This is a genomic window from Citrobacter sp. C1, from assembly GCF_014596895.2.
In the GTDB taxonomy this organism is placed as follows: domain Bacteria; phylum Pseudomonadota; class Gammaproteobacteria; order Enterobacterales; family Enterobacteriaceae; genus Citrobacter; species Citrobacter gillenii.
The window spans coordinates 4,748,851-4,773,387 of sequence record NZ_CP115035.1; the positions used below are offsets into that span (position 1 = coordinate 4,748,851).

The 24,537-nt window shown below is 51.0% G+C and carries 15 protein-coding genes, 6 tRNA genes and 2 rRNA genes; 3 read left to right on the forward strand and 20 right to left on the reverse strand.

All coding sequences use genetic code 11. The features are described 5' to 3' along the window. Positions 1–771 carry a thiazole synthase gene (thiG, locus tag IB214_RS22720; RefSeq protein WP_117344005.1) on the forward strand — a complete coding sequence of 257 codons (771 nt, stop codon included), beginning with the start codon at positions 1–3 and terminating at the stop codon, positions 769–771. Continuing rightward, entirely contained in the window at positions 768–1,898 is a 1,131-nt protein-coding gene (gene thiH, locus IB214_RS22725) for a 2-iminoacetate synthase ThiH (RefSeq protein WP_096758778.1), read from the forward strand. Before thiG ends, thiH begins: the two co-directional genes overlap by 4 nt. A gap of 118 nt (positions 1,899–2,016) precedes the next feature. Here the strand turns inward: thiH and IB214_RS22730 are convergent, their stop codons facing one another. From IB214_RS22730 to IB214_RS22795, 14 genes are all read right to left on the reverse strand, one after another. Further along, positions 2,017–2,229, reverse strand: a complete 213-nt coding sequence (locus IB214_RS22730) for a cold-shock protein (protein WP_096758779.1) — start codon at positions 2,227–2,229, stop codon at positions 2,017–2,019. Positions 2,230–3,185: 956 nt separating this feature from the next. Continuing rightward, positions 3,186–7,409, reverse strand: coding sequence for a DNA-directed RNA polymerase subunit beta' (gene rpoC / locus IB214_RS22735; protein ID WP_115259738.1), 4,224 nt, complete (start codon positions 7,407–7,409; stop codon positions 3,186–3,188). Positions 7,410–7,485: 76 nt separating this feature from the next. Continuing rightward, positions 7,486–11,514 carry a DNA-directed RNA polymerase subunit beta gene (gene rpoB, locus IB214_RS22740; protein ID WP_096758781.1) on the reverse strand — a complete coding sequence of 1,343 codons (4,029 nt, stop codon included), beginning with the start codon at positions 11,512–11,514 and terminating at the stop codon, positions 7,486–7,488. A 320-nt stretch (positions 11,515–11,834) separates the two neighbouring features. Next, positions 11,835–12,200 carry a 50S ribosomal protein L7/L12 gene (rplL, locus tag IB214_RS22745; protein WP_049842133.1) on the reverse strand — a complete coding sequence of 122 codons (366 nt, stop codon included), beginning with the start codon at positions 12,198–12,200 and terminating at the stop codon, positions 11,835–11,837. Between the two features lie 66 nt (positions 12,201–12,266). Next, positions 12,267–12,764, reverse strand: a complete 498-nt coding sequence (gene rplJ, locus IB214_RS22750; RefSeq protein ID WP_007704673.1) for a 50S ribosomal protein L10 — start codon at positions 12,762–12,764, stop codon at positions 12,267–12,269. 414 nt (positions 12,765–13,178) lie between these two features. Beyond that, a complete protein-coding gene (rplA, locus tag IB214_RS22755; protein ID WP_096758782.1) occupies positions 13,179–13,886 on the reverse strand; it encodes a 50S ribosomal protein L1 in 708 nt (235 codons plus the stop codon). A 3-nt stretch (positions 13,887–13,889) separates the two neighbouring features. After that, positions 13,890–14,318 carry a 50S ribosomal protein L11 gene (gene rplK, locus IB214_RS22760; RefSeq protein ID WP_003033122.1) on the reverse strand — a complete coding sequence of 143 codons (429 nt, stop codon included), beginning with the start codon at positions 14,316–14,318 and terminating at the stop codon, positions 13,890–13,892. Positions 14,319–14,473: 155 nt separating this feature from the next. Beyond that, on the reverse strand, positions 14,474–15,019 hold the full coding sequence (gene nusG / locus IB214_RS22765) for a transcription termination/antitermination protein NusG (protein ID WP_003033125.1): 546 nt from the start codon (positions 15,017–15,019) through the stop codon (positions 14,474–14,476). Between the two features lies 1 nt (position 15,020). Beyond that, positions 15,021–15,404 (reverse strand): preprotein translocase subunit SecE, encoded by a 384-nt coding sequence (gene secE / locus IB214_RS22770; RefSeq protein WP_003033128.1) that lies wholly within the window; start codon positions 15,402–15,404, stop codon positions 15,021–15,023. Positions 15,405–15,633: 229 nt separating this feature from the next. Further along, entirely contained in the window at positions 15,634–16,818 is a 1,185-nt protein-coding gene (tuf, locus tag IB214_RS22775) for an elongation factor Tu (RefSeq protein ID WP_096759316.1), read from the reverse strand. A 118-nt stretch (positions 16,819–16,936) separates the two neighbouring features. After that, a tRNA-Thr gene (locus IB214_RS22780) sits at positions 16,937–17,012 on the reverse strand. A 5-nt stretch (positions 17,013–17,017) separates the two neighbouring features. Next, positions 17,018–17,092: transfer RNA gene (locus IB214_RS22785), tRNA-Gly, on the reverse strand. 115 nt (positions 17,093–17,207) lie between these two features. Further along, positions 17,208–17,292 (reverse strand) — tRNA-Tyr (locus IB214_RS22790). Between the two features lie 8 nt (positions 17,293–17,300). Next, a tRNA-Thr gene (locus IB214_RS22795) sits at positions 17,301–17,376 on the reverse strand. A gap of 390 nt (positions 17,377–17,766) precedes the next feature. Here IB214_RS22795 and coaA point away from each other — a divergent pair. Continuing rightward, positions 17,767–18,717 (forward strand): type I pantothenate kinase, encoded by a 951-nt coding sequence (coaA, locus tag IB214_RS22800; protein WP_096759485.1) that lies wholly within the window; start codon positions 17,767–17,769, stop codon positions 18,715–18,717. Positions 18,718–18,748: 31 nt separating this feature from the next. Here coaA and birA read toward each other — a convergent pair whose 3' ends face one another. The 6 genes from birA to IB214_RS22830 form a co-directional block, all read right to left on the reverse strand. Then, a complete protein-coding gene (gene birA / locus IB214_RS22805; RefSeq protein ID WP_115259739.1) occupies positions 18,749–19,711 on the reverse strand; it encodes a bifunctional biotin--[acetyl-CoA-carboxylase] ligase/biotin operon repressor BirA in 963 nt (320 codons plus the stop codon). Then, on the reverse strand, positions 19,708–20,736 hold the full coding sequence (gene murB, locus IB214_RS22810) for a UDP-N-acetylmuramate dehydrogenase (RefSeq protein WP_117344055.1): 1,029 nt from the start codon (positions 20,734–20,736) through the stop codon (positions 19,708–19,710). The genes birA and murB overlap by 4 nt, the downstream gene beginning before the upstream one ends. A 154-nt stretch (positions 20,737–20,890) precedes the next feature. Continuing rightward, a 5S ribosomal RNA gene (rrf, locus tag IB214_RS22815) occupies positions 20,891–21,006 on the reverse strand. Positions 21,007–21,097: 91 nt separating this feature from the next. Then, positions 21,098–24,007, reverse strand: a 23S ribosomal RNA gene (locus IB214_RS22820). A 207-nt stretch (positions 24,008–24,214) separates the two neighbouring features. Beyond that, positions 24,215–24,290, reverse strand: a tRNA-Ala gene (locus tag IB214_RS22825). Between the two features lie 109 nt (positions 24,291–24,399). Next, a tRNA-Ile gene (locus IB214_RS22830) sits at positions 24,400–24,476 on the reverse strand. Positions 24,477–24,537 lie beyond the last annotated feature (61 nt).

Sequence of the window (24,537 nt, forward strand, 5' to 3'; positions counted from 1 at the left end):
ATGCTACGTATTGCCGACAAAACGTTTGATTCACATCTGTTCACCGGCACAGGGAAATTTGCCTCATCGCAACTGATGGTCGACGCCATTCGCGCCTCCGGTAGCCAACTGGTGACATTGGCAATGAAGCGCGTGGATTTACGCCAGCACAACGATGCCATTTTGGTGCCACTGGTCGAGGCAGGGGTAACGCTGCTGCCGAATACCTCAGGGGCGAAAACGGCGGATGAAGCTATCTTTGCCGCGCAGCTGGCGCGCGAAGCGCTGGGGACGCACTGGCTGAAATTAGAAATACATCCTGACGCTCGATGGCTGTTACCAGATCCTATCGAAACGCTGAAAGCCGCCGAGGCGCTGGTGAAGCAGGGTTTCGTGGTGCTGCCCTACTGCGGCGCGGACCCGGTGCTGTGCAAGCGGCTGGAAGAAGTGGGCTGTGCGGCGGTCATGCCGCTCGGTGCGCCCATTGGCTCAAATCAGGGCCTGGAAACCCGCGCCATGCTGGAGATCATTATTCAGCAGGCCACCGTCCCAGTGGTGGTTGATGCCGGGATCGGTGTGCCCAGCCATGCCACGCAGGCGTTGGAAATGGGGGCCGACGCGGTGTTGGTCAACACGGCGATTGCCATAGCGGACGACCCGGTAATGATGGCGACGGCGTTCCGGCTGGCGGTTGAAGCGGGCCTTCTGGCACGTCAGGCCGTTCCGGGGAGCCGAAGTACCAATGCTTGCGCCACCAGCCCATTGACCGGATTTCTGGAGGTCTCAGCATGAAAACCTTCAGCGATCGCTGGCGACAGCTGGAGTGGGATGATATCCATCTGCGCATTAACGGCAAAACCGCCGCCGATGTCGAGCGCGCACTTAACACTGCACAGCTGAGTCGTGATGACCTGATGGCGCTGCTCTCGCCAGCCGCCGCCGATTATCTGGAGCCGCTGGCGCAGCGAGCGCAAAAGCTGACCCGCCAACGCTTTGGTAATACCGTCAGCTTTTACGTGCCGCTGTATCTTTCGAATCTGTGCGCCAACGACTGCTCCTACTGCGGCTTCTCCATGAGCAACCGCATCAAGCGTAAAACTTTGGATGAATCAGAGATTCAACGGGAGTGTGCGGCGATCCGCGAGCTGGGTTTTGAGCATCTGTTGCTGGTCACCGGCGAGCATCAGGCGAAAGTCGGCATGGACTATTTTCGCCGCCATTTACCCGCCATCCGTCGTCAGTTTTCTTCGCTACAGATGGAGGTACAACCGCTGTCAGTTGCTGAATATGCTGAGCTAAAGATACTCGGTCTGGACGGTGTGATGGTGTATCAGGAGAGCTACCATGAGGCGACTTATGCCCGGCACCATCTGAAGGGAAAAAAGCAGGACTTCTTTTGGCGGCTGGAAACGCCGGACCGACTTGGTCACGCCGGTATCGACAAAATTGGCCTTGGGGCACTGATTGGCTTGTCTGACAGTTGGCGGGTTGATTGCTATATGGTAGCCGAGCATTTGCTATGGATGCAGCAACATTACTGGCAAAGCCGTTATTCAATCTCGTTCCCACGCCTGCGCCCATGTACCGGAGGTATTGAACCGGCATCGATTATGGATGAGCGTCAACTGGTACAAACCATTTGTGCGTTTCGCTTGTTGGCGCCGGACATCGAGCTGTCGCTCTCCACGCGTGAATCACCGTGGTTTCGCGACCACGTCATTCCGCTAGCAATCAATAACGTCAGCGCCTTCTCAAAGACGCAGCCCGGCGGCTATGCCGACAATCACCCGGAGCTGGAACAGTTTTCTCCGCATGATGATCGGCGCCCTGAAGATGTTGCCGCAGCACTCAGTGCGCAGGGTTTACAGCCCGTGTGGAAAGACTGGGATAGTTTTCTCGGACGTGCGTCACAGATGTAGTGAATCCGGATGTAAAAACGAAAAAACCCGCTTTCGCGGGTTTTTTTATTCACTATCACTTATCTGCTCAGGCTCTGGCCTTCATCGCTATCGTAAGCGTTCGTGAGATTATCGGCGATTACAGCGCGATAACGTTAACAGCAGACGGGCCTTTCGCGCCGTTCTCAACGGAGAACTCGACTTTTTGGCCTTCGTCTAAGGTTTTATAATCGTTGCTCTGGATAGCGGAAAAATGCACAAACACATCTTTGCTACCGTCCTGAGGAGTGATAAAGCCGAAGCCTTTCTCAGAGTTAAACCATTTTACTAAACCAGTCATTTTGTTAGACATAGATACTTCCTTTCATATTTTGAGCCGCTTATGCAGCGAAGATGGCCTGTTTTGCAGAAATTAACTTATTGGGCACTTAGGAGGAGGCTCATGAAGAAGAGTATCTGAGGATAACGCTTGAACTGAGAACTGCTTTACTAAAACTGCTTTCATAAGGTCTGTGTTCCAAACCGATGCAGCTATAGTAGCCTTACTTCTAATCATTAAGCAAGCATTAATTTATTTAATGCCCTTAGCTGGTGAAATGTTGAGCTGATTTGGTTAAGAGCCTAAGATAACACCTTGATGTATATATAATAAAAGCCCTGACCGTTGCAGCCAGGGCTTTAAGTTACTACAAACTTCAGATTTAACATTAATTGACTTACAATTTGATACTGCTGTTTGTACTACATTTTAAATGTACACGTTTACCACAGATAATATTGGAGAATGCTACTAACGAACCTTCCTCTATTTACCGTTAAACATATTTCGCCAGCTTGATGAATTCACTCAAGAATGGCGGCCTAAACAAGTACACTTCCCCTCGCGACATATACTCTTTGATGCGTTGCCTGACTTCCCTTGCGATTGCTCAATAATGGAAACCGCAAACATTAACTTTTAAATCATGGCCTTACATCGTCGCGCTTACTTAACTTTTTGCGATTACATATATCAACTACGTAGCCTTAAAGCATCGTCGATGTGAAACAAAATAACTTCAACGCCGACTACCCCATACAACAAAATACTTCGTGGCCTTTATCGCAATCCCCCTATCGAACTCTACTAACTCTTACTGCTTTAACAGCTAACTACTCTTTCGCTGCTGTTAAGTATTAACATACGGATTTTAAAAACAGTGTCAATACTGTTTTTAATGACATGTCTTTATTGACAGTATTCATAAGACTGCATGTCAGGCAAAAAAAAACCCGCCGAGGCGGGTTTTTCATTACGGTCAGCAACGATTAATCGTTGTTAGAACCGCCCAGACCTGCGTTCAGCAGTTCTGCCAGGCTGGCAGATGCATCTTCCGCAGTAACCTGAGGCGCTGCCGGCTGTTCGCCCGCTGCGCGACGGCGCATACGATCCTGGTGGTACGCATAACCGGTACCGGCAGGGATCAAACGACCCACGATAACGTTCTCTTTCAGGCCACGCAGTTCGTCGCGTTTACCCGCAACGGCTGCTTCGGTCAGGACACGCGTGGTCTCCTGGAACGATGCGGCAGAGATGAACGATTCGGTTGCCAGAGACGCTTTGGTGATACCCAGCAGGTCGCGAGAGTAAGTTGCCGCAACTTTGCCGTTCGCTTCCAGATCGCGGTTAGCAATCTTGACGCGGGAGTATTCAACCTGTTCGCCTTCCAGGAAGTCGGAGCTACCAGCACTGTCAATGGTCGCTTTACGCAGCATCTGACGAACGATAACTTCAATGTGTTTATCGTTAATCTTAACGCCTTGCAGACGGTAAACGTCCTGAACTTCGTTGGTGATGTAACGCGTTACCGCGTGTACGCCACGAAGACGCAGGATGTCGTGCGGTGCTTCCGGACCGTCGGAAACAACGTCACCACGTTCTACACGTTCACCTTCGAACACGTTGAGCTGACGCCATTTCGGAATCATCTCTTCGTACGGTTCGCTGCCGTCTAACGGGGTGATAACCAGACGACGCTTCCCTTTGGTTTCTTTACCGAAGGAAATGATACCGCTGATTTCCGCAAGGATAGCTGGCTCTTTCGGACGACGTGCTTCGAACAGATCCGCAACGCGTGGCAGACCACCGGTGATGTCCTTGGTACCGCTTGATTCCTGAGGAATACGCGCCAGAGCATCACCCGCACTGATCTGGATACCATCTTCCAGCTGGACGATTGCTTTACCCGGCAGGAAGTACTGCGCAGGCATATCGGTACCTGGGATCAGAACGTCGTTACCGTTAGCATCAACAATTTTCAGGGCTGGACGCAGGTCTTTACCACCTGCAGTACGCTCTGCAGAATCCAGAACCACCAGAGAAGACAGACCGGTCAGCTCGTCGGTCTGACGAGTAATGGTCTGGCCGTCGATCATGTCAGTGAAGCGGATGAAACCACTTACTTCAGTGATGACAGGCATGGTATGTGGATCCCAGTTTGCTACGGTTTCGCCGCCAGTAACCTGTTCGCCATCACCTTTCGCCATAACAGCACCGTAAGGCACTTTATAGCTCTCTTTGGTACGACCGAATTCGTCGATCAGTTTCAGCTCGGTGTTACGCGAGGTCACTACCAGCTTACCGGCAGAGTTCACAACCGACTTCGCATTGCTCAGACGGATGCTACCTTTGTTTTTCACCTGGATGCTGGATTCAGCAGCCGCACGAGATGCCGCACCACCGATGTGGAACGTACGCATCGTCAGCTGTGTACCCGGTTCACCGATGGACTGTGCCGCGATAACGCCGATGGCTTCACCTTTGTTGATGATGTGGCCACGTGCCAGGTCACGACCATAGCAGTGCGCACATACACCAAAGTCGGTGTCACAAGATACAACGGAACGTACCTTGACGGAGTCAACGGAGTTCTCTTCCAGCAGGTCACACCAGTGCTCGTGCAGCAGCGTGTTGCGTGGAACCAGAATATCCGCGGTGCCCGGCTTCAGAACGTCTTCAGCAGTCACACGACCCAATACGCGATCGCGCAGCGGCTCTTTAACGTCACCACCCTCGATAACCGGGGTCATGGTGATGCCTTCCAGTGTGCCGCAGTCATCTTCAGTCACAACCAGATCCTGCGCGACGTCAACCAGACGACGTGTCAGATAACCGGAGTTTGCTGTTTTCAGTGCGGTATCCGCCAGACCTTTACGCGCACCGTGAGTAGAGATGAAGTACTGGAGTACGTTCAGACCTTCACGGAAGTTCGCGGTGATTGGCGTTTCGATGATGGAGCCATCCGGCTTCGCCATCAGACCACGCATACCTGCCAGCTGACGAATCTGTGCTGCAGAACCACGCGCACCGGAGTCGGCCATCATGTAGATGCTGTTGAAGGAAACCTGCTGCTCTTCGACGCCGTCACGGTTAATAACAGTTTCGGTTTGCAGGTTGTCCATCATCGCTTTGGATACACGATCGTTCGCCGCAGCCCAGATATCGATAACTTTGTTGTAGCGTTCGCCCGCGGTAACCAGACCAGACTGGAACTGCTCCTGGATCTCAGCAACTTCAGCTTCCGCTTCAGAGATGATCTCGTATTTCTTCTCTGGGATAACCATGTCGTCAATACCAACAGATGCGCCTGAGCGCGCTGCATAGGCAAAGCCGGTGTACATGGTCTGGTCAGCGAAGATAACGGTCGGCTTCAGGCCCAGAATGCGGTAACAGGTGTTCAGCATTTTGGAGATAGCTTTCTTACCCAGCGCCTGGTTGACGATGGAGAAAGGCAGACCTTTCGGTACGATCATCCACAAAATAGCACGGCCAACGGTCGTGTCTTTCAGGCTGGTATGCGCAACGAATTCGCCGTTTTCATCTTTTTCGTATTCAGTGATACGCACTTTAACGCGCGCATGCAGAGAGGCCAGGCCAGCGCGATAGATACGCTCAGCTTCTTTCGGGCCAGTCAGCACCATGCCTTCGCCTTTGGCGTTAACACAGTCACGAGTCATGTAGTACAGACCCAATACAACGTCCTGAGACGGAACGATGATAGGTTCGCCGTTCGCCGGGGACAGGATGTTGTTGGTAGACATCATCAGCGCACGCGCTTCGAGCTGGGCTTCCAGCGTCAGCGGTACGTGAACAGCCATCTGGTCACCATCGAAGTCGGCGTTATATGCCGCACAAACCAGCGGGTGCAGCTGGATAGCTTTACCTTCGATCAGTACCGGTTCAAATGCCTGGATACCCAGACGGTGCAGTGTTGGTGCACGGTTCAGCAGTACCGGGTGTTCGCGGATAACTTCGTCCAGGATATCCCAAACGACAGCTTCTTCACGCTCAACCATTTTCTTAGCGGCTTTAATGGTGGTGGCGAGGCCACGCAGTTCCAGCTTGCCGTAGATGAACGGTTTGAACAGTTCCAGTGCCATTTTCTTCGGCAGGCCGCACTGATGCAGACGCAGGTATGGACCTACGGTGATAACAGAACGACCGGAGTAGTCAACACGCTTACCGAGCAGGTTCTGACGGAAACGACCCTGCTTACCTTTGATCATATCGGCCAAAGATTTCAGAGGACGTTTGTTAGAACCGGTGATCGCACGACCGCGACGACCGTTATCCAGCAGGGCGTCAACCGCTTCCTGCAGCATACGTTTTTCGTTACGTACGATGATATCTGGCGCAGCCAGATCCAGCAGACGTTTCAGACGGTTGTTACGGTTAATGACGCGACGATACAGATCGTTCAGGTCAGAAGTCGCAAAACGACCACCATCCAGCGGAACCAGCGGACGCAGATCTGGCGGCAGAACCGGCAGAACGGTCAGGATCATCCACTCTGGCTTGTTGCCAGACTGTACGAACGCTTCCAGCAGTTTGATACGCTTGGTCAGCTTCTTACGCTTGGTTTCGGAGTTGGTTTCGTTCAGCTCTTCGCGCAGAGTTTCACACTCTTGCTCCAGATCCATGCTCTTCAGCAGGGCCTGGATAGCTTCCGCACCCATCTTCGCGTCGAATTCGTCACCGAACTCTTCCAGCGCGTCCAGATACTGCTCTTCAGTCAGGATCTGTTGACGTTCCAGATTGGTCATACCGCCTTCGATAACAACATATGATTCGAAGTACAGTACGCGTTCGATATCACGCAGCGGCATATCGAGCAACAGACCGATACGGGACGGCAGTGATTTCAGGAACCAGATGTGCGCAGTCGGAGACGCCAGCTCGATGTGGCCCATACGCTCACGGCGTACTTTAGTCTGGGTCACTTCAACGCCGCACTTCTCACAGATCACACCACGGTGTTTCAGGCGCTTGTACTTACCGCACAGGCACTCGTAATCTTTTACTGGCCCAAAGATACGGGCGCAGAAAAGGCCGTCACGCTCAGGTTTGAACGTACGGTAGTTAATGGTTTCCGGCTTCTTAACTTCACCGAAAGACCATGAACGGATCATGTCTGGCGAAGCCAGAGCAATTTTGATCGCATCAAACTCTTCGGTTTTAGTCTGCGCTTTCAGAAACTTTAATAAATCTTTCACGGATTTGCTCCCGTCGGAGTTAGCACAATCTGGCGCCGGGTCTTACCCCGGCACCAGTGACCTGTTTGAGCGAGAGTTACTCGTCTTCCAGCTCGATGTTGATACCCAGCGAACGAATCTCTTTCAACAGTACGTTGAAGGATTCTGGCATGCCTGGTTCCATCTGATGGTTGCCGTCCACGATGTTTTTATACATCTTGGTACGACCATTCACGTCATCAGACTTAACGGTGAGCATTTCCTGCAGGGTGTATGCCGCGCCATATGCTTCCAGCGCCCACACTTCCATCTCCCCGAAGCGCTGACCACCGAACTGAGCCTTACCACCCAGCGGCTGCTGAGTAACCAGGCTGTAAGAACCGGTAGAACGCGCGTGCATCTTGTCATCAACCAAGTGGTTCAGTTTCAGCATGTACATGTAGCCAACGGTAACCTGGCGCTCGAATTGCTCACCGGTACGACCGTCGAACAGTGTGATCTGACCAGAAGTCGGCAGGCCACCCAGCTGTAACAGTTCCTTGATTTCAGACTCTTTCGCACCGTCGAAGACCGGCGTTGCGATCGGCATACCTTTTTTCAGGTTTTCAGCCAGACGCAGAACTTCTTCATCACTGAAGGTATTCAGGTCCACTTTCTGACGAACGTCGGTACCCAGATCGTAGGCACGCTGGATGAATTCGCGCAGTTTGGCGACTTCTTCTTGCTGCTTCAGCATGGCGTTGATTTTCTCGCCGATACCTTTCGCAGCCATACCCAGGTGGGTCTCAAGGATCTGACCGATGTTCATACGCGATGGTACGCCCAGCGGGTTCAGTACGATATCTACCGGCGTACCGTTAGCATCGTGTGGCATATCTTCGATCGGGTTGATCTTAGAGATAACACCCTTGTTACCGTGACGACCTGCCATCTTATCACCAGGCTGGATCCGACGTTTAACCGCCAGATAAACCTTAACAATCTTCAGCACGCCTGGTGCCAGATCGTCGCCCTGAGTGATTTTACGGCGTTTCGCTTCGAGTTTTTTCTCGAATTCGTGTTTCAGTTCGTCGTACTGCTCAGCCAGCTGTTCCAGCTGATTTTGTTTCTCTTCGTCGGTCAGGCCGAGTTCCAGCCAGCGATCGCGCGGCAGTTTGTCGAGCTTCTCAGCTTCAACGCCACCGGCAACCAGCACCGCGTAGATACGGCTAAACAGGCCAGCTTCGAGGATCTGCAGTTCTTCAGACAGGTCTTTCTTCGCCTGCTTCAGCTGCATCTCTTCGATTTCCAGCGCACGTTTGTCTTTTTCTACGCCATCGCGAGTAAAGACCTGAACGTCGATAATCGTACCGGAAACACCGTTTGGTACACGCAGAGAAGAGTCTTTAACATCAGACGCTTTCTCACCGAAGATTGCACGCAGCAGCTTCTCTTCTGGGGTCAGCTGGGTTTCACCTTTCGGCGTTACCTTACCTACCAGAATGTCGCCACCGGTGACTTCTGCACCAATGTAAACGATACCGGACTCATCCAGTTTGGAGAGCGCAGCTTCACCCACGTTCGGGATATCAGCGGTGATCTCTTCCGGCCCCAGCTTGGTGTCACGGGACACACATGCCAGTTCCTGAATGTGGATGGTAGTGAAACGGTCTTCCTGAACAACACGCTCGGAAACGAGGATGGAGTCTTCGAAGTTGTAACCGTTCCATGGCATGAATGCCACGCGCATGTTCTGACCCAGAGCCAGTTCACCAAGGTCGGTGGACGGACCGTCTGCCAGCACATCACCACGTTCAACCGGCTCGCCCAGAGAGACACAAGGCATCTGGTTGATACAGGTGTTCTGGTTAGAACGGGTGTATTTGGTCAGGTTATAGATGTCGATACCCGCTTCGCCCGCATGCATCTCGTCTTCGTTAACTTTGATAACGATACGGGAAGCATCAACGTACTGAACGGTACCGCCACGCTTAGCAACAGCAGTAACACCGGAGTCAACAGCAACAGCACGCTCCATACCGGTACCAACCAGCGGCTTATCAGCACGCAGAGTCGGAACCGCCTGACGTTGCATGTTCGCACCCATCAATGCACGGTTGGCGTCATCGTGTTCCAGGAACGGGATCAGGGACGCACCGACGGATACCACCTGCTGGGTGGATACGTCCATGTAGTCAACCTGGTCACGGCTGAACAAGCTGGATTCGCCTTTGCTACGACATGTTACCAGGTCTTCTACAAAGTGGCCTTCGTCATCCAGGTTGGAGTTCGCCTGAGCGATAACGTAGTTGCCTTCTTCGATAGCAGACAAGTAATGAATTTCGTCGGTAACAACACCGTCAGTCACTTTACGATACGGCGTCTCAAGGAAGCCATATTCGTTAGTCTGTGCGTACACGGACAGGGAGTTGATCAGACCGATGTTCGGACCTTCAGGGGTTTCGATTGGACATACGCGACCGTAGTGAGTCGGGTGTACGTCTCGAACTTCGAAGCCTGCACGTTCACGGGTCAGACCGCCTGGGCCGAGGGCAGAGATACGACGCTTGTGCGTAATCTCAGACAGCGGGTTGTTCTGGTCCATAAACTGAGACAGCTGGCTGGAACCGAAGAACTCTTTCACTGCGGCAGAAATCGGCTTGGCGTTGATCATATCCTGAGGCATCAGGGTATCCAGATCGCCCAGAGACAGACGCTCTTTCACCGCACGCTCTACACGTACCAGGCCAACGCGGAACTGGTTTTCCGCCATTTCGCCAACGGAACGGATACGACGGTTACCGAGGTGGTCGATATCATCGACTTCGCCTTTACCGTTACGGATATCGATGAGCTTCTTCATCACTTCAATGATGTCGTCTTTGCTCAGGATACCGGAACCTTCGATCTCGTCACGCAGCAGAGAACGGTTGAACTTCATACGACCAACCGCAGACAAGTCATAGCGGTCTTCGGAGAAGAACAGGTTCTCGAACAGGCTTTCAGCAGCTTCGCGAGTCGGCGGCTCACCAGGGCGCATCATACGGTAGATTTCTACCAGCGCGCTCAGACGATCGTTGGTTGGGTCGACGCGTATAGTTTCAGAAATATATGCACCGTGATCCAGATCGTTGGTAAACAGCGTTTCGATACGCTTGTGACCAGACTGACTCAGCTTAGCCAGCAGATCCAGGCTCAGCTCCATGTTCGCTGCGCAAATCAGCTCACCGGTTGATGCGTCAACGTAGTCTTTAGCCGCAACTTTGCCCGCGATGTACTCAACTGGAACTTCGATAAGCTTGATATCGTCTTTTTCCAGCTGACGAATATGGCGCGCAGTGATGCGACGACCTTTTTCGACGTAGATTTTGCCGTTAGCTTCAATATCAAAGGAGGCGGTTTCACCACGCAGGCGTTCCGGCACCAGTTCCATCTGCAGCTTGTTGTCACGAATTTCGAAGACAACTTTCTCAAAGAACAGGTCAAGGATCTGTTCAGTGGTGTACTGCAGCGCACGCAGAATAATGGTCGCTGGCAGTTTGCGGCGACGGTCAATACGTACGAACAGGTTGTCCTTCGGATCGAATTCGAAATCCAGCCAGGAACCACGGTAAGGAATGATACGCGCGTTATAAAGCACTTTACCCGAAGAGTGGGTTTTACCCTTATCGGAGTCAAAGAAGACGCCTGGGCTACGGTGCAACTGGGAAACAATAACACGCTCGGTACCGTTGATGACAAAGGTACCGTTGTCAGTCATGAGTGGAATTTCACCCATGTAGACTTCTTGTTCTTTAATGTCTTTTACGGTGCCTTCCGGCGCTTCGCGCTCGTAGATCACCAGACGCAGTTTGACGCGCAGCGGTGCGGAATAAGTCACGCCACGGATCTGACATTCCTGAACGTCAAAAACAGGTTCGCCAAGGCGGTAGCTGACGTACTGCAGCTCAGAATTACCGCTATAGCTTTTAATAGGGAAAACGGAACGGAAAGCTGCTTCCAGACCATACTGCCCTTCAGGATCTTGCTCGATGAACTTCTGAAACGAGTCAAGCTGGATAGAAAGGAGATAAGGTATGTCCAACACTTGCGGACGTTTACCAAAATCCTTACGAATACGTTTTTTCTCGGTATAGGAGTAAACCATTAGGGTTCCTCAGCTCGCTGACAAGTCGACCCATCTGTCCGACGAAGGGACAGTTTGTGCAACACTATTTTGTTGACCGGAAAATCGAATACTTTCCGCAATGCCTGTTGCTATCACGCTTAAACCATTTCGTTGCGATTTACACAGAGCGGAGGCTCTGTCGCAATATATTAAGGCGTCGATAGAAACAAACATTGAAAGGCACAACAGTAGTCAAACAGTGTGAAATGCTACTGGCGCCTTACAGCGCAAAAAGGCTGGTGACTAAAAAGTCACCAGCCATCAGCCTAATTTCTTAGGCTGCAACTAGAAAAGTTGGCTTATTTAACTTCAACTTCAGCGCCAGCTTCTTCCAGAGATTTTTTCAGTGCTTCAGCGTCATCTTTGCTCACGCCTTCTTTCAGAGCGGCCGGAGCAGATTCTACCAGGTCTTTAGCTTCTTTCAGACCCAGGCCAGTTGCGCCACGTACTGCTTTGATTACTGCAACTTTGTTCGCGCCGATACCTTTCAGAATCACGTCGAATTCAGTTTTTTCTTCAGCAGCTTCAGCCGGGCCCGCAGCTACAGCTACAGCAGCAGCAGCAGAAACACCGAATTTTTCTTCCATTGCAGAAATCAGTTCTACAACGTCCATTACGGACATAGCGGATACTGCTTCAATGATTTGATCTTTAGTGATAGACATTTAAATTGTTCCTGAAAATCAGAATAAGTTTATACGTAAGCAGATGCTTGATAAAGATAACTGCGATTAAGCAGCTTCTTTCGCATCGCGAACAGCAGCCAGAGTGCGAACCAGTTTGCCAGCCGAAGCTTCTTTCATGGTTGCCATCAGGCGTGCAATTGCTTCTTCGTAGGTCGGCAGAGTTGCCAGGCGATCGATTTGCGATGCCGGGATCAATTCACCTTCAAAGGCTGCGGCTTTGACCTCAAATTTTGCATTCGCTTTCGCGAAATCTTTGAACAGACGAGCAGCTGCGCCCGGGTGTTCCATAGAATATGCAATCAGGGTCGGACCAACGAACGCGTCTTTCAGGCACTCGAACTGAGTACCTTCAACAACACGGCGCAGCAGGGTGTTACGAACAACACGCATGTATACGCCGGCTTCGCGACCTGCTTTACGCAGTTCAGTCATTTTGTCTACAGTAACGCCACGGGAATCCGCAACTACTGCAGACAGCGCGCCTTTGGCTACTTCGCTGACTTCAGCAACAATCGCTTGTTTGTCTTGAAGATTTAAAGCCATTAGCTTTGCTCCTGGATGTTTGCCGGGACTCATGTCCCGGAACTCACTTCACTCTTCCCAACGGACAGAGCGTCTTAATACGGTGAGCAGAAACAAGCCAGAGTATCAGAAATAATCTTAGCGTTCTGTCACCGTCTACGCAGGGCATTAAGCTTCTTTCGAAACACCTGCGGTCTTCGACGGAGGCCTGGATAGGCCAGGCTCCAACGAACAAATCTTGTCTATCTGTCGCTATTCAATCTGTGACGGCGTTGACTGCCTTCGTTCACACCAGTCACATAGTTAACTATGCTCCTGGCGATTCACTCAGTTGTCGCCTTGCCACAGCCTGAATATCTTGGATATACGTCTGCAATTAGCAGAAACGTGGGGGTAAGATTGTAGACAAAATCACCGCCCACGTAAAGGCGAATATTAGTTCGCCACAGTCGCGGTCAGACCGGACTGATCAACGGCAACACCAGCACCCATGGTGGTGGAGATGCTAACTTTCTTGATGTACACGCCTTTAGCCTGAGTCGGTTTCGCTTTTTTCAGCGCAACCAGCAGAGATTCCAGGTTTTCTTTCAGTTTGTCAGCGTCAAAATCCACTTTACCGATGGTAGTGTGGATGATGCCGTTTTTGTCGTTACGGTAACGAACCTGACCCGCTTTAGCGTTCTTAACCGCTTCAGCAACGTTAGGGGTTACAGTACCAACTTTCGGGTTTGGCATCAGGCCACGCGGACCCAGAACCTGGCCCAGCTGGCCAACAACGCGCATTGCATCCGGGGAAGCAATAACAACGTCAAAGTTCATTTCGCCTTTCTTGATCTGGTCAGCCAGATCTTCCATACCTACCAGTTCAGCGCCAGCAGCTTTAGCAGCTTCAGCGTTTGCGCCCTGGGCAAATACGGCTACGCGAACGGAACGGCCAGTACCGTGCGGCAGTACAGTTGCACCACGTACGTTCTGGTCAGATTTACGAGCATCGATACCGAGGTTAACGGCAACGTCAACGCTTTCTACGAATTTAGCAGTGGCCAGCTCTTTCAGCAGAGCAATAGCTTCGTTGATATCATACTGTTTAGTTGTATCAACTTTGTCACGGATCACGCGCATACGCTTGGTCAGTTTAGCCATTTCTTAATCCTCCACTACCAGGCCCATGGAACGTGCAGTACCTTCAATGGAGCGAGTCATCGCTTCAATGTCGGAACCAGTCATGTCGGCAGCTTTGGTCTGCGCGATTTCCTGCAGCTGGGCGCGGGAAATTTTACCCACTTTGTCTTTGTTCGGCTTACCGGAACCAGACTTGATACCAGCCGCTTTCTTCAGCAGAACTGCTGCCGGAGGCGTTTTGGTAACGAAAGTGAAAGAACGGTCAGCGTAAACGGTGATAACAACCGGGATCGGCAGACCTTTCTCCATGGAATCAGTTTTTGCGTTAAACGCTTTGCAGAATTCCATGATGTTCACACCTTGTTGACCCAGTGCTGGACCTACCGGCGGGCTCGGGTTAGCCATACCAGCTGCAACCTGCAGCTTGACATAGGCTTGGACTTTCTTAGCCATTCTAAATTCCTCTAGTTGGGTTATAGCGCCTCAAAAAGGCTCCCCGTGATAAAATTCGTTTTACGGATGCTATCCATAAAAACAAAAGGCGCGAAATTGTATTCCAATCTCGCGCCTTGTGCAACGATTAAATCGCCGCTTTTTTGATCGACTTGTTAGGCTTTCTCAACCTGAGCGAAGTCCAGCTCAACCGGCGTTGCACGACCGAAGATAGATACGGAAACCTTCAGACGAGACTTCTCATAATCCACTTCTTCAACTACGCCGTTAAAGTCAGCAAACGGACCGTCGCTAACACGAACCATTTCGCCCGGTTCAAACATCGTTTTCGGACGTGGCTTATCGCCAACCTGCTGCAGGCGGTTCATGATCGCATCAACTTCTTTGTCGCTGATCGGAGCTGGACGGTCAGAAGTACCGCCAATAAAGCCCATCACACGCGGCACGCTACGCACCAGGTGCCAGCTCGCATCGTTCATGACCATCTGGACCAGTACATAGCCCGGGAAGAATTTACGTTCGCTTTTGCGACGTTGACCGCCACGGATTTCGACCACTTCTTCAGTCGGCACCATGACTTCGCCAAACAACTCTTCCATATTTTGTAACTTGATATACTCACGCAGCGATGTGGCTACGCGGCCTTCAAAACCGGAAAACGCCTGAACGACGTACCAGCGCTTTTTAGGAGCTTCAGACATCTTAGAACCTCAGGCCAGTGATAAAGGATACCAGGCGAACCAGAATACCATCCAGTCCCCACAGGATCAGTGACATTACCGCAGTGACCGCAGCAACGATCAACGTGGTGTGCAGCGTTTCCTGGCGAGTTGGCCAAATGACCTTACGGACTTCGGTACGCGCTTCACGGGCAAAAGCAACGGTCGCTTTACCTTTTGTCGTCAACAGCGCGACACCGCCCGCTGCGGCAATCAGAATCACTACGGCTAGCGCACGCAACGGCAGCATCATGTCACGATAGAGGTAGTTGCCAACGATAGCGACAAGCAGCAATACAGCGACAACAACCCACTTCATCGCTTCCAGGCCGCGCCCGCTTCCTTGAGCTTCGGTATTCGCACTCATAAACCAACCTGTCAGAAGTATTCTACAAACATTTTCACCCCGCGTACGCGAGGCGATCCAAACCGAAATGCTCTGGTGCGTTTCGGACTAAACGCCCTCTTCAGAGCCTGTCTCAGCAATGATTATGGCAAAAAAAATCACTGATGAGCCAGGTTCTGGTTCGACAGCGTATAAAAAGGGCATCAAATGATGCCCTTTTATTGCGCATTGCGTCAAATAATATCAGCAATTAGCTCAGAACTTTAGCAACAACGCCCGCACCAACAGTACGGCCGCCTTCACGGATTGCGAAACGCAGACCGTCGTCCATCGCGATCGGGTGGATCAGGGTAACAACCATTTTGATGTTGTCGCCCGGCATTACCATCTCTACGCCTTCCGGCAGTTCGATGGTACCCGTCACGTCAGTTGTACGGAAGTAGAACTGAGGACGGTAGCCTTTGAAGAACGGAGTATGACGGCCGCCTTCGTCTTTGGACAGGATGTAAACTTCAGATTCGAACTTGGTGTGCGGCTTGATAGAGCCCGGCTTAGCCAGTACCTGACCACGTTCGATTTCTTCACGTTTGATACCACGCAGCAGAACACCAACGTTCTCACCAGCACGGCCTTCGTCCAGCAGTTTGCGGAACATTTCAACGCCAGTACAGGTAGACTTAGCAGTCTCTTTGATACCAACGATTTCAACTTCTTCGCCAACTTTAACGATACCGCGCTCTACACGACCGGTAACAACAGTACCACGGCCGGAGATGGAGAATACGTCTTCGATAGGCAGCAGGAACGGCTTGTCAATCGCACGCTCTGGTTCCGGGATGTAAGAATCCAGGTAGCCAGCCAGTTCAACGATTTTAGCTTCCCACTCAGCTTCGCCTTCCAGCGCTTTCAGAGCAGAACCACGAACGATCGGAGTATCGTCGCCCGGGAAATCGTACTGAGACAGAAGTTCACGAACTTCCATTTCTACCAGTTCCAGCAGCTCTTCGTCATCAACCATGTCGCATTTGTTCAGGAACACGATGATGTACGGAACGCCAACCTGACGACCCAGCAGGATGTGCTCACGAGTCTGCGGCATCGGGCCGTCAGTCGCAGCAACAACCAGGATCGCGCCGTCCATCTGCGCAGCACCGGTGATCATGTTTTTAACATAGTCGGCGTGGCCCGGGCAGTCTACGTGTGCGTAGTGGCGAGACGGGGTGTCATATTCAACGTGAGAAGTGTTGATGGTGATACCACGTGCTTTTTCTTCCGGTGCGTTATCGATCTGATCGAATGCACGAGCAGAACCGCCGTAGGTTTTAGCCAGTACGGTAGTGATTGCAGCAGTCAGCGTTGTTTTACCATGGTCAACGTGGCCGATAGTACCGACGTTAACGTGCGGTTTTGTACGTTCAAATTTTTCTTTAGACATCGATTGTCCCTCTAAGACACGGATAAATCGGTGATATCACCACATCAACCAGGCAATATACCTGAACTGTTGAATGCTTTTAAAAGTAAACAGAGAGAAACGGGAAGGAGAAGTGAAGTGGTGCTGATACCCAGAGTCGAACTGGGGACCTCACCCTTACCAAGGGTGCGCTCTACCAACTGAGCCATATCAGCACGTCTGGAGCGGGCAGCGGGAATCGAACCCGCATCATCAGCTTGGAAGGCTGAGGTAATAGCCATTATACGATGCCCGCATCCTGAAACTCGGCTACCCAGTTCTTTCTGTAACAAAAAAGAGATTTCTCTCTTTTCTGTTTGAGCTGGTTAATTTTTCTAACCAACCCAGGCGGCGATAACGCTGCCAGAAAGTGGTGGTGGGGGAAGGATTCGAACCTTCGAAGTCTGTGACGGCAGATTTACAGTCTGCTCCCTTTGGCCGCTCGGGAACCCCACCGGACTTGATGGTGCCGACTACCGGAATCGAACTGGTGACCTACTGATTACAAGTCAGTTGCTCTACCTACTGAGCTAAGTCGGCATCAAGTAGCGCGCATTTTATGGAGACCTGCGCTTTCATGCAACTAAAAAATCGCATAAAACGTTCTATCGCTCACATTTTACACTATACGGCCGATAAATAATCTATTCTCGCGCCTGACTGTACAAATTTACAACGTTTCACGACCGTCCAGGAGGTGTTTTACTCCATCATATGTATACCAACTGATGCAAAGTGCCTCTTTTTACATCTGGAATACCCGTCACATTGCTTTTCAGGGGATGATTTTTTCTTATTATTCCCTCCCATCTGGTGTTACCCTCCTGCCCATTGTCCAAATTAACTGAAATGTGACGTGCCATTGCGTGCCAGGGATGAATTCATTTTTTATTACTGACCTGATATCGCAATGACAGCCAGACCATGCGTATGAGTATAAAAGAGCAAGCGTTAATGACGCCTTACCTACAGTTTGATCGCAACCAGTGGGCTGCGCTTCGTGATTCCGTGCCGATGACCCTGACCGAGGAAGAGATTGCTCGTCTGAAAGGCATTAATGAAGACTTATCGCTGGAAGAAGTTGCCGAGATTTATTTGCCCTTATCGCGTTTGCTAAACTTTTACATCAGTTCAAACCTGCGCCGTCAGGCTGTGCTGGAGCAATTTTTAGGCACCAACGGCGAGCGTATTCCTTATATCATCAGTATTGCTGGCAGCGTTGCGGTAGGAAAAAGTACCACTGCGCGCGTCCTGCAGGCATTGTTGAGTCGCTGGCCTGAGCATCGCAAGGTTGAGTTGATTACCACCGATGGCTTTCTTCACCCTAACCAGGTGTTGAAAGACCGTGGACTTATGAAGAAGAAAGGCTTCCCTCAGTCCTACGATATGCACCGTCTGGTAAAATTCGTTTCCGACCTCAAGTCAGGTGTTCCTAACGTCACGGCGCCGGTTTATTCACATCTTATCTATGATGTGATCCCTGATGGAGACAAGACCGTCGCACAACCCGATATTTTAATTCTCGAAGGATTAAACGTATTACAAAGTGGGATGGATTACCCTCACGATCCACATCATGTATTTGTTTCTGACTTTGTCGACTTCTCTATTTACGTTGACGCACCAGAAGAATTACTCCAGACGTGGTATATCAATCGTTTCCTGAAATTCCGTGAAGGGGCATTTACCAACCCCGACTCTTATTTCCATAACTACGCCAAACTGTCTGAAGATGAGGCTATCAATACCGCCACAACACTTTGGAAAGAAATTAACTGGCTGAATTTAAAACAAAATATCTTACCAACGCGTGAGCGAGCCAGCTTAATCATGACTAAAAGCGCCAACCATGCTGTTGAACAAGTGAGATTACGGAAATAAACAAAAAGGGGAGCTATCGCTCCCCTTTTTATTACCCTGCGCTTCTGAGTGATATTTCTCCACCCATCCACGGTTTGATCACGCCATCCTGTTCAAGTAATAGCGCACCTTGCGCATCTATTCCCCGGGATACACCAAATATTTCTTTATCGCCGATAATCAATTTAACGGGACGATTGATAAAATTATCCAGCGTCTTCCAACGTGGTAAATAAGGCGTTAGCCCTTCTTGCTCAAACAGTACGAGTGCTGCACGCAGCTCACGGATCAACCGAGCGGCAAGGGTGTTACGATCAATGTTAATTCCCGCTTCCTGCAGGTTAATCCAGCCCTGATTAACCACACTCTCTTCCACCCGACGCATTGCCATATTAATACCCGCGCCAATAACAATTTGCGCAGCGTCACCCGTTTTACCGGTAAGCTCCACCAGAATGCCGGCGAGTTTACGATCGAGCAGATAGAGGTCGTTAGGCCATTTCACGCGCACCTTATCGGCACCCAGATCGCGTAATACTTCTGCCATGACGATACCAATGACCAGGCTCAGGCCAATCGCAGCCGCCGGTCCCTGCTCCAGACGCCAGAACATTGAGAGGTAAAGGTTTGCTCCAAACGGAGAAAACCATTTACGCCCACGACGGCCACGTCCGGCCTGCTGATATTCAGCGACGCAGGCATCACCTGATTCCAGTTGCCCAATACGATCCAAAAGGTATTGGTTGGTCGAATCAATGACCGGCAGGACGGTAATATTTCCACCACCCAGTTGGGAATGAATAACTGATGAATCCAGGAGCTGAATAGGTTCCGGTAAGCTGTATCCTTTACCGGGAACGGTAAATACATCAACACCCCAGTCACGTAACGTCTGGATGTGTTTATTGATAGCCGCACGACTCATGCCTAGCTTTTCACCTAGCTGTTCACCCGAATGAAATTCACCATCAGCCAGCAATGAAATAAGCGTCAGAGGTACAGTATGATCCTTCATGCTATGATCTCCACGGCGTTCATTTCCCCCTGAGGTCCAATAAATCGGACCTCAGGCTCAAGCCAGACATTAAATTTCGCACCCACTTTCTGGCGAACGTGATGGGCAAGCTGCACCACATCCTGGCTTGTTGCATCGTTGGCATTAATGAGTACCAGCGCCTGTTGCTGATGTACCGCAGCACCACCTATACTCGCCCCTTTTAGCTGACATTGATCGATAAGCCAGCCAGCAGCCAGTTTCACAGAGCCATCTTTTTGAGGGTAATGAGGCGCTGTCGGGAATTGTGACAGCAGCACCTGAGCAACTTCTGCGGTAACGACGGGATTTTTAAAGAAGCTCCCCGCGTTACCCTGTATTTTAGGGTCGGGTAGTTTAGTTGTACGCATATGACAGACGGCATCAAACACTTGCTGCGGCGTCACCGTCGAGGGATCCAGGCGAGTTAAGTCGCCGTAGGTCAGCACCGGCTGCCATTGTTTTGGTAGTTTCAGCCCAACTGCAACGATCGCAAAGCGATCCTGGTATTCATGTTTGAAGATACTATCACGATAGCCAAAACGGCATTCCGCTGCTGCGACGCGTAAATGTTTGCCCGTCGACAGTTCAACGCAATCAACATATTCACAGACACGCTGTAGTTCTACGCCGTAAGCACCGATATTCTGGATCGGCGATGAACCGACACAACCGGGGATGAGCGCAAGGTTTTCCAGCCCTGGCATGCCCAGTTGCAGAGTATGCTGTACCAGATGATGCCAGTTTTCCCCCGCACCTACGTGCAAATGCCAGGCATCAGGCTGTTCTGTGACCTGAATGCCCTTAATACGGTTAACAATCACCGTTCCATAGAAGGCATCAAGAAACAGGACGTTACTCCCTTCACCGAGGATCAGCACTGGATGTTGTAATGCATTGGCTGATTGCCAGGCATTCAGTAATTGTTGCTCATTTTCGGCGCAGACAAGTTCATTAGCATACTGATCAATACCGAAGGTGTTCCAGACTTTAAGGGAGTGATTCATAGACGCTTTCCTGATGCAAAATCGTGCTTAGTTTACCGCATATGCCTCAGGATGGCTTGTGTTATGGAAGAGTGGGATATTGAGCACTCACCGACAAACAACAGATAAAACAAAAGGCCCAGTCTTTCGACTGAGCCTTTTGTTTCTGTTTGATGCCTGGCAGTTCCCTACTCTCGCATGGGGAGACCCCACACTACCATCGGCGCTACGGCGTTTCACTTCTGAGTTCGGCATGGGGTCAGGTGGGACCACCGCGCTACAGCCGCCAGGCAAATTCTGTTATCAGACCGCTTCTGCGTTCTGATTTTATCTGTATCAAGCTGAATTGATGTCTCTTTCGCCAAAACATCTTTGGCGTTGTAAGGTTAAGCCTCACGGTTCATTAGTATCGGTTAGCTCAATGTATCGCTACACTTACACACCCGACCTATCAACGTCGTAGTCTTCAACGTTCCTTCAGGACTCTCAAGGAGTCAGGGAGAACTCATCTCGGGGCAAGTTTCGTGCTTAGATGCTTTCAGCACTTATCTCTTCCGCATTTAGCTACCGGGCAATGCCATTGGCATGACAACCCGAACACCAGTGATGCGTCCACTCCGGTCCTCTCGTACTAGGAGCAGCCCCCCTCAATTCTCCAGCGCCCACGGCAGATAGGGACCGAACTGTCTCACGACGTTCTAAACCCAGCTCGCGTACCACTTTAAATGGCGAACAGCCATACCCTTGGGACCTACTTCAGCCCCAGGATGTGATGAGCCGACATCGAGGTGCCAAACACCGCCGTCGATATGAACTCTTGGGCGGTATCAGCCTGTTATCCCCGGAGTACCTTTTATCCGTTGAGCGATGGCCCTTCCATTCAGAACCACCGGATCACTAAGACCTGCTTTCGCACCTGCTCGAGCCGTCACTCTCGCAGTCAAGCTAGCTTATGCCTTTGCACTAACCTCCTGATGTCCGACCAGGATTAGCTAACCTTCGTGCTCCTCCGTTACTCTTTAGGAGGAGACCGCCCCAGTCAAACTACCCACCAGACACTGTCCGCAACCCGGATCACGGGTCTACGTTAGAACACCAGCCATTAAAGGGTGGTATTTCAAGGTTGGCTCCATGCAGACTGGCGTCCACACTTCAAAGCCTCCCACCTATCCTACACATCAAGGACCAGTGTTCAGTGTCAAGCTATAGTAAAGGTTCACGGGGTCTTTCCGTCTTGCCGCGGGTACACTGCATCTTCACAGCGAGTTCAATTTCACTGAGTCTCGGGTGGAGACAGCCTGGCCATCATTACGCCATTCGTGCAGGTCGGAACTTACCCGACAAGGAATTTCGCTACCTTAGGACCGTTATAGTTACGGCCGCCGTTTACCGGGGCTTCGATCAAGAGCTTCTCCTTACGGATAACCCCATCAATTAACCTTCCGGCACCGGGCAGGCGTCACACCGTATACGTCCACTTTCGTGTTTGCACAGTGCTGTGTTTTTAATAAACAGTTGCAGCCAGCTGGTATCTTCGACTGATTTCAGCTCCACGAGCAAGTCGCTTCACCTACCATCAGCGTGCCTTCTCCCGAAGTTACGGCACCATTTTGCCTAGTTCCTTCACCCGAGTTCTCTCAAGCGCCTTGGTATTCTCTACCTGACCACCTGTGTCGGTTTGGGGTACGATTTCGTGTTACCTGATGCTTAGAGGCTTTTCCTGGAAGCAGGGCATTTGTTACTTCAGCACCGTAGTGCCTCGTCATCACACCTCAGCGTTATACAGAAGTCCGGATTTACCTAAACTTCCCGCCTACATGCTTAAACCGGGACAACCGTCGCCCGGCTAACATAGCCTTCTCCGTCCCCCCTTCGCAGTAACACCAAGTACAGGAATATTAACCTGTTTCCCATCGACTACGCCTTTCGGCCTCGCCTTAGGGGTCGACTCACCCTGCCCCGATTAACGTTGGACAGGAACCCTTGGTCTTCCGGCGTGCGGGTTTTTCACCCGCATTATCGTTACTTATGTCAGCATTCGCACTTCTGATACCTCCAGCACCCCTCACAGGACACCTTCAACGGCTTACAGAACGCTCCCCTACCCAACAACACATAGTGTCGCTGCCGCAGCTTCGGTGCACAGTTTAGCCCCGTTACATCTTCCGCGCAGGCCGACTCGACCAGTGAGCTATTACGCTTTCTTTAAATGATGGCTGCTTCTAAGCCAACATCCTGGCTGTCTGTGCCTTCCCACATCGTTTCCCACTTAACTGTGACTTTGGGACCTTAGCTGGCGGTCTGGGTTGTTTCCCTCTTCACGACGGACGTTAGCACCCGCCGTGTGTCTCCCGTGATAACATTCTTCGGTATTCGTAGTTTGCATCGGGTTGGTAAGTCGGGATGACCCCCTAGCCGAAACAGTGCTCTACCCCCGAAGATGAGTTCACGAGGCGCTACCTAAATAGCTTTCGGGGAGAACCAGCTATCTCCCGGTTTGATTGGCCTTTCACCCCCAGCCACAAGTCATCCGCTAATTTTTCAACATTAGTCGGTTCGGTCCTCCAGTTAGTGTTACCCAACCTTCAACCTGCCCATGGCTAGATCACCGGGTTTCGGGTCTATACCCTGCAACTTAACGCCCAGTTAAGACTCGGTTTCCCTTCGGCTCCCCTATACGGTTAACCTTGCTACAGAATATAAGTCGCTGACCCATTATACAAAAGGTACGCAGTCACCCTGATAAATCAAGGCTCCCACTGCTTGTACGTACACGGTTTCAGGTTCTTTTTCACTCCCCTCGCCGGGGTTCTTTTCGCCTTTCCCTCACGGTACTGGTTCACTATCGGTCAGTCAGGAGTATTTAGCCTTGGAGGATGGTCCCCCCATATTCAGACAGGATACCACGTGTCCCGCCCTACTCTTCGAGTTCACAACACATGCGATTTTGTGTACGGGACTATCACCCTGTACCGTCGGACTTTCCAGACCGTTCCACTACCACACATGCTGATTCAGACTCTGGGCTGCTCCCCGTTCGCTCGCCGCTACTGGGGGAATCTCGGTTGATTTCTTTTCCTCGGGGTACTTAGATGTTTCAGTTCCCCCGGTTCGCTTCATTACGCTATGTATTCACGTAATGATAGTGTGTCGAAACACACTGGGTTTCCCCATTCGGAAATCGCCGGCTATAACGGTTCATATCACCTTACCGACGCTTATCGCAGATTAGCACGTCCTTCATCGCCTCTGACTGCCAGGGCATCCACCGTGTACGCTTAGTCGCTTAACCTCACAACCCGAAGATGTTTCGTAAAACACATCGTGTTGCGAAAATTTGAGAGACTCGAACACACCGCTTATCTGTTCTTATTACGGAGAACAGACACAGTGTGTCGTTTCAATTTTCAGCTTGATCCAGATTTTTAAAGAGCAAAACTTCGCAGTGAACCTTTTCAGGTACACTCTGAAGTTTTCTTGTTTTGTTCGCAGTAAAGGATGGTGGAGCTATGCGGGATCGAACCGCAGACCTCCTGCGTGCAAGGCAGGCGCTCTCCCAGCTGAGCTATAACCCCATCGTAATACTTCATCTCTGTACCGATAATTTGTCCTGAGACAAGGCGTGGAATGACGAAGCATACTGAAGTATGCGAGTCGTTTCACAACACAGTATCAGGGCAAATTTGGTAGGCCTGAGTGGACTTGAACCACCGACCTCACCCTTATCAGGGGTGCGCTCTAACCACCTGAGCTACAAGCCTGCAGAGATTTTTACTGCTAATTTTTCATCAGACAATCTGTGTGGACACTACAAAGAACGTT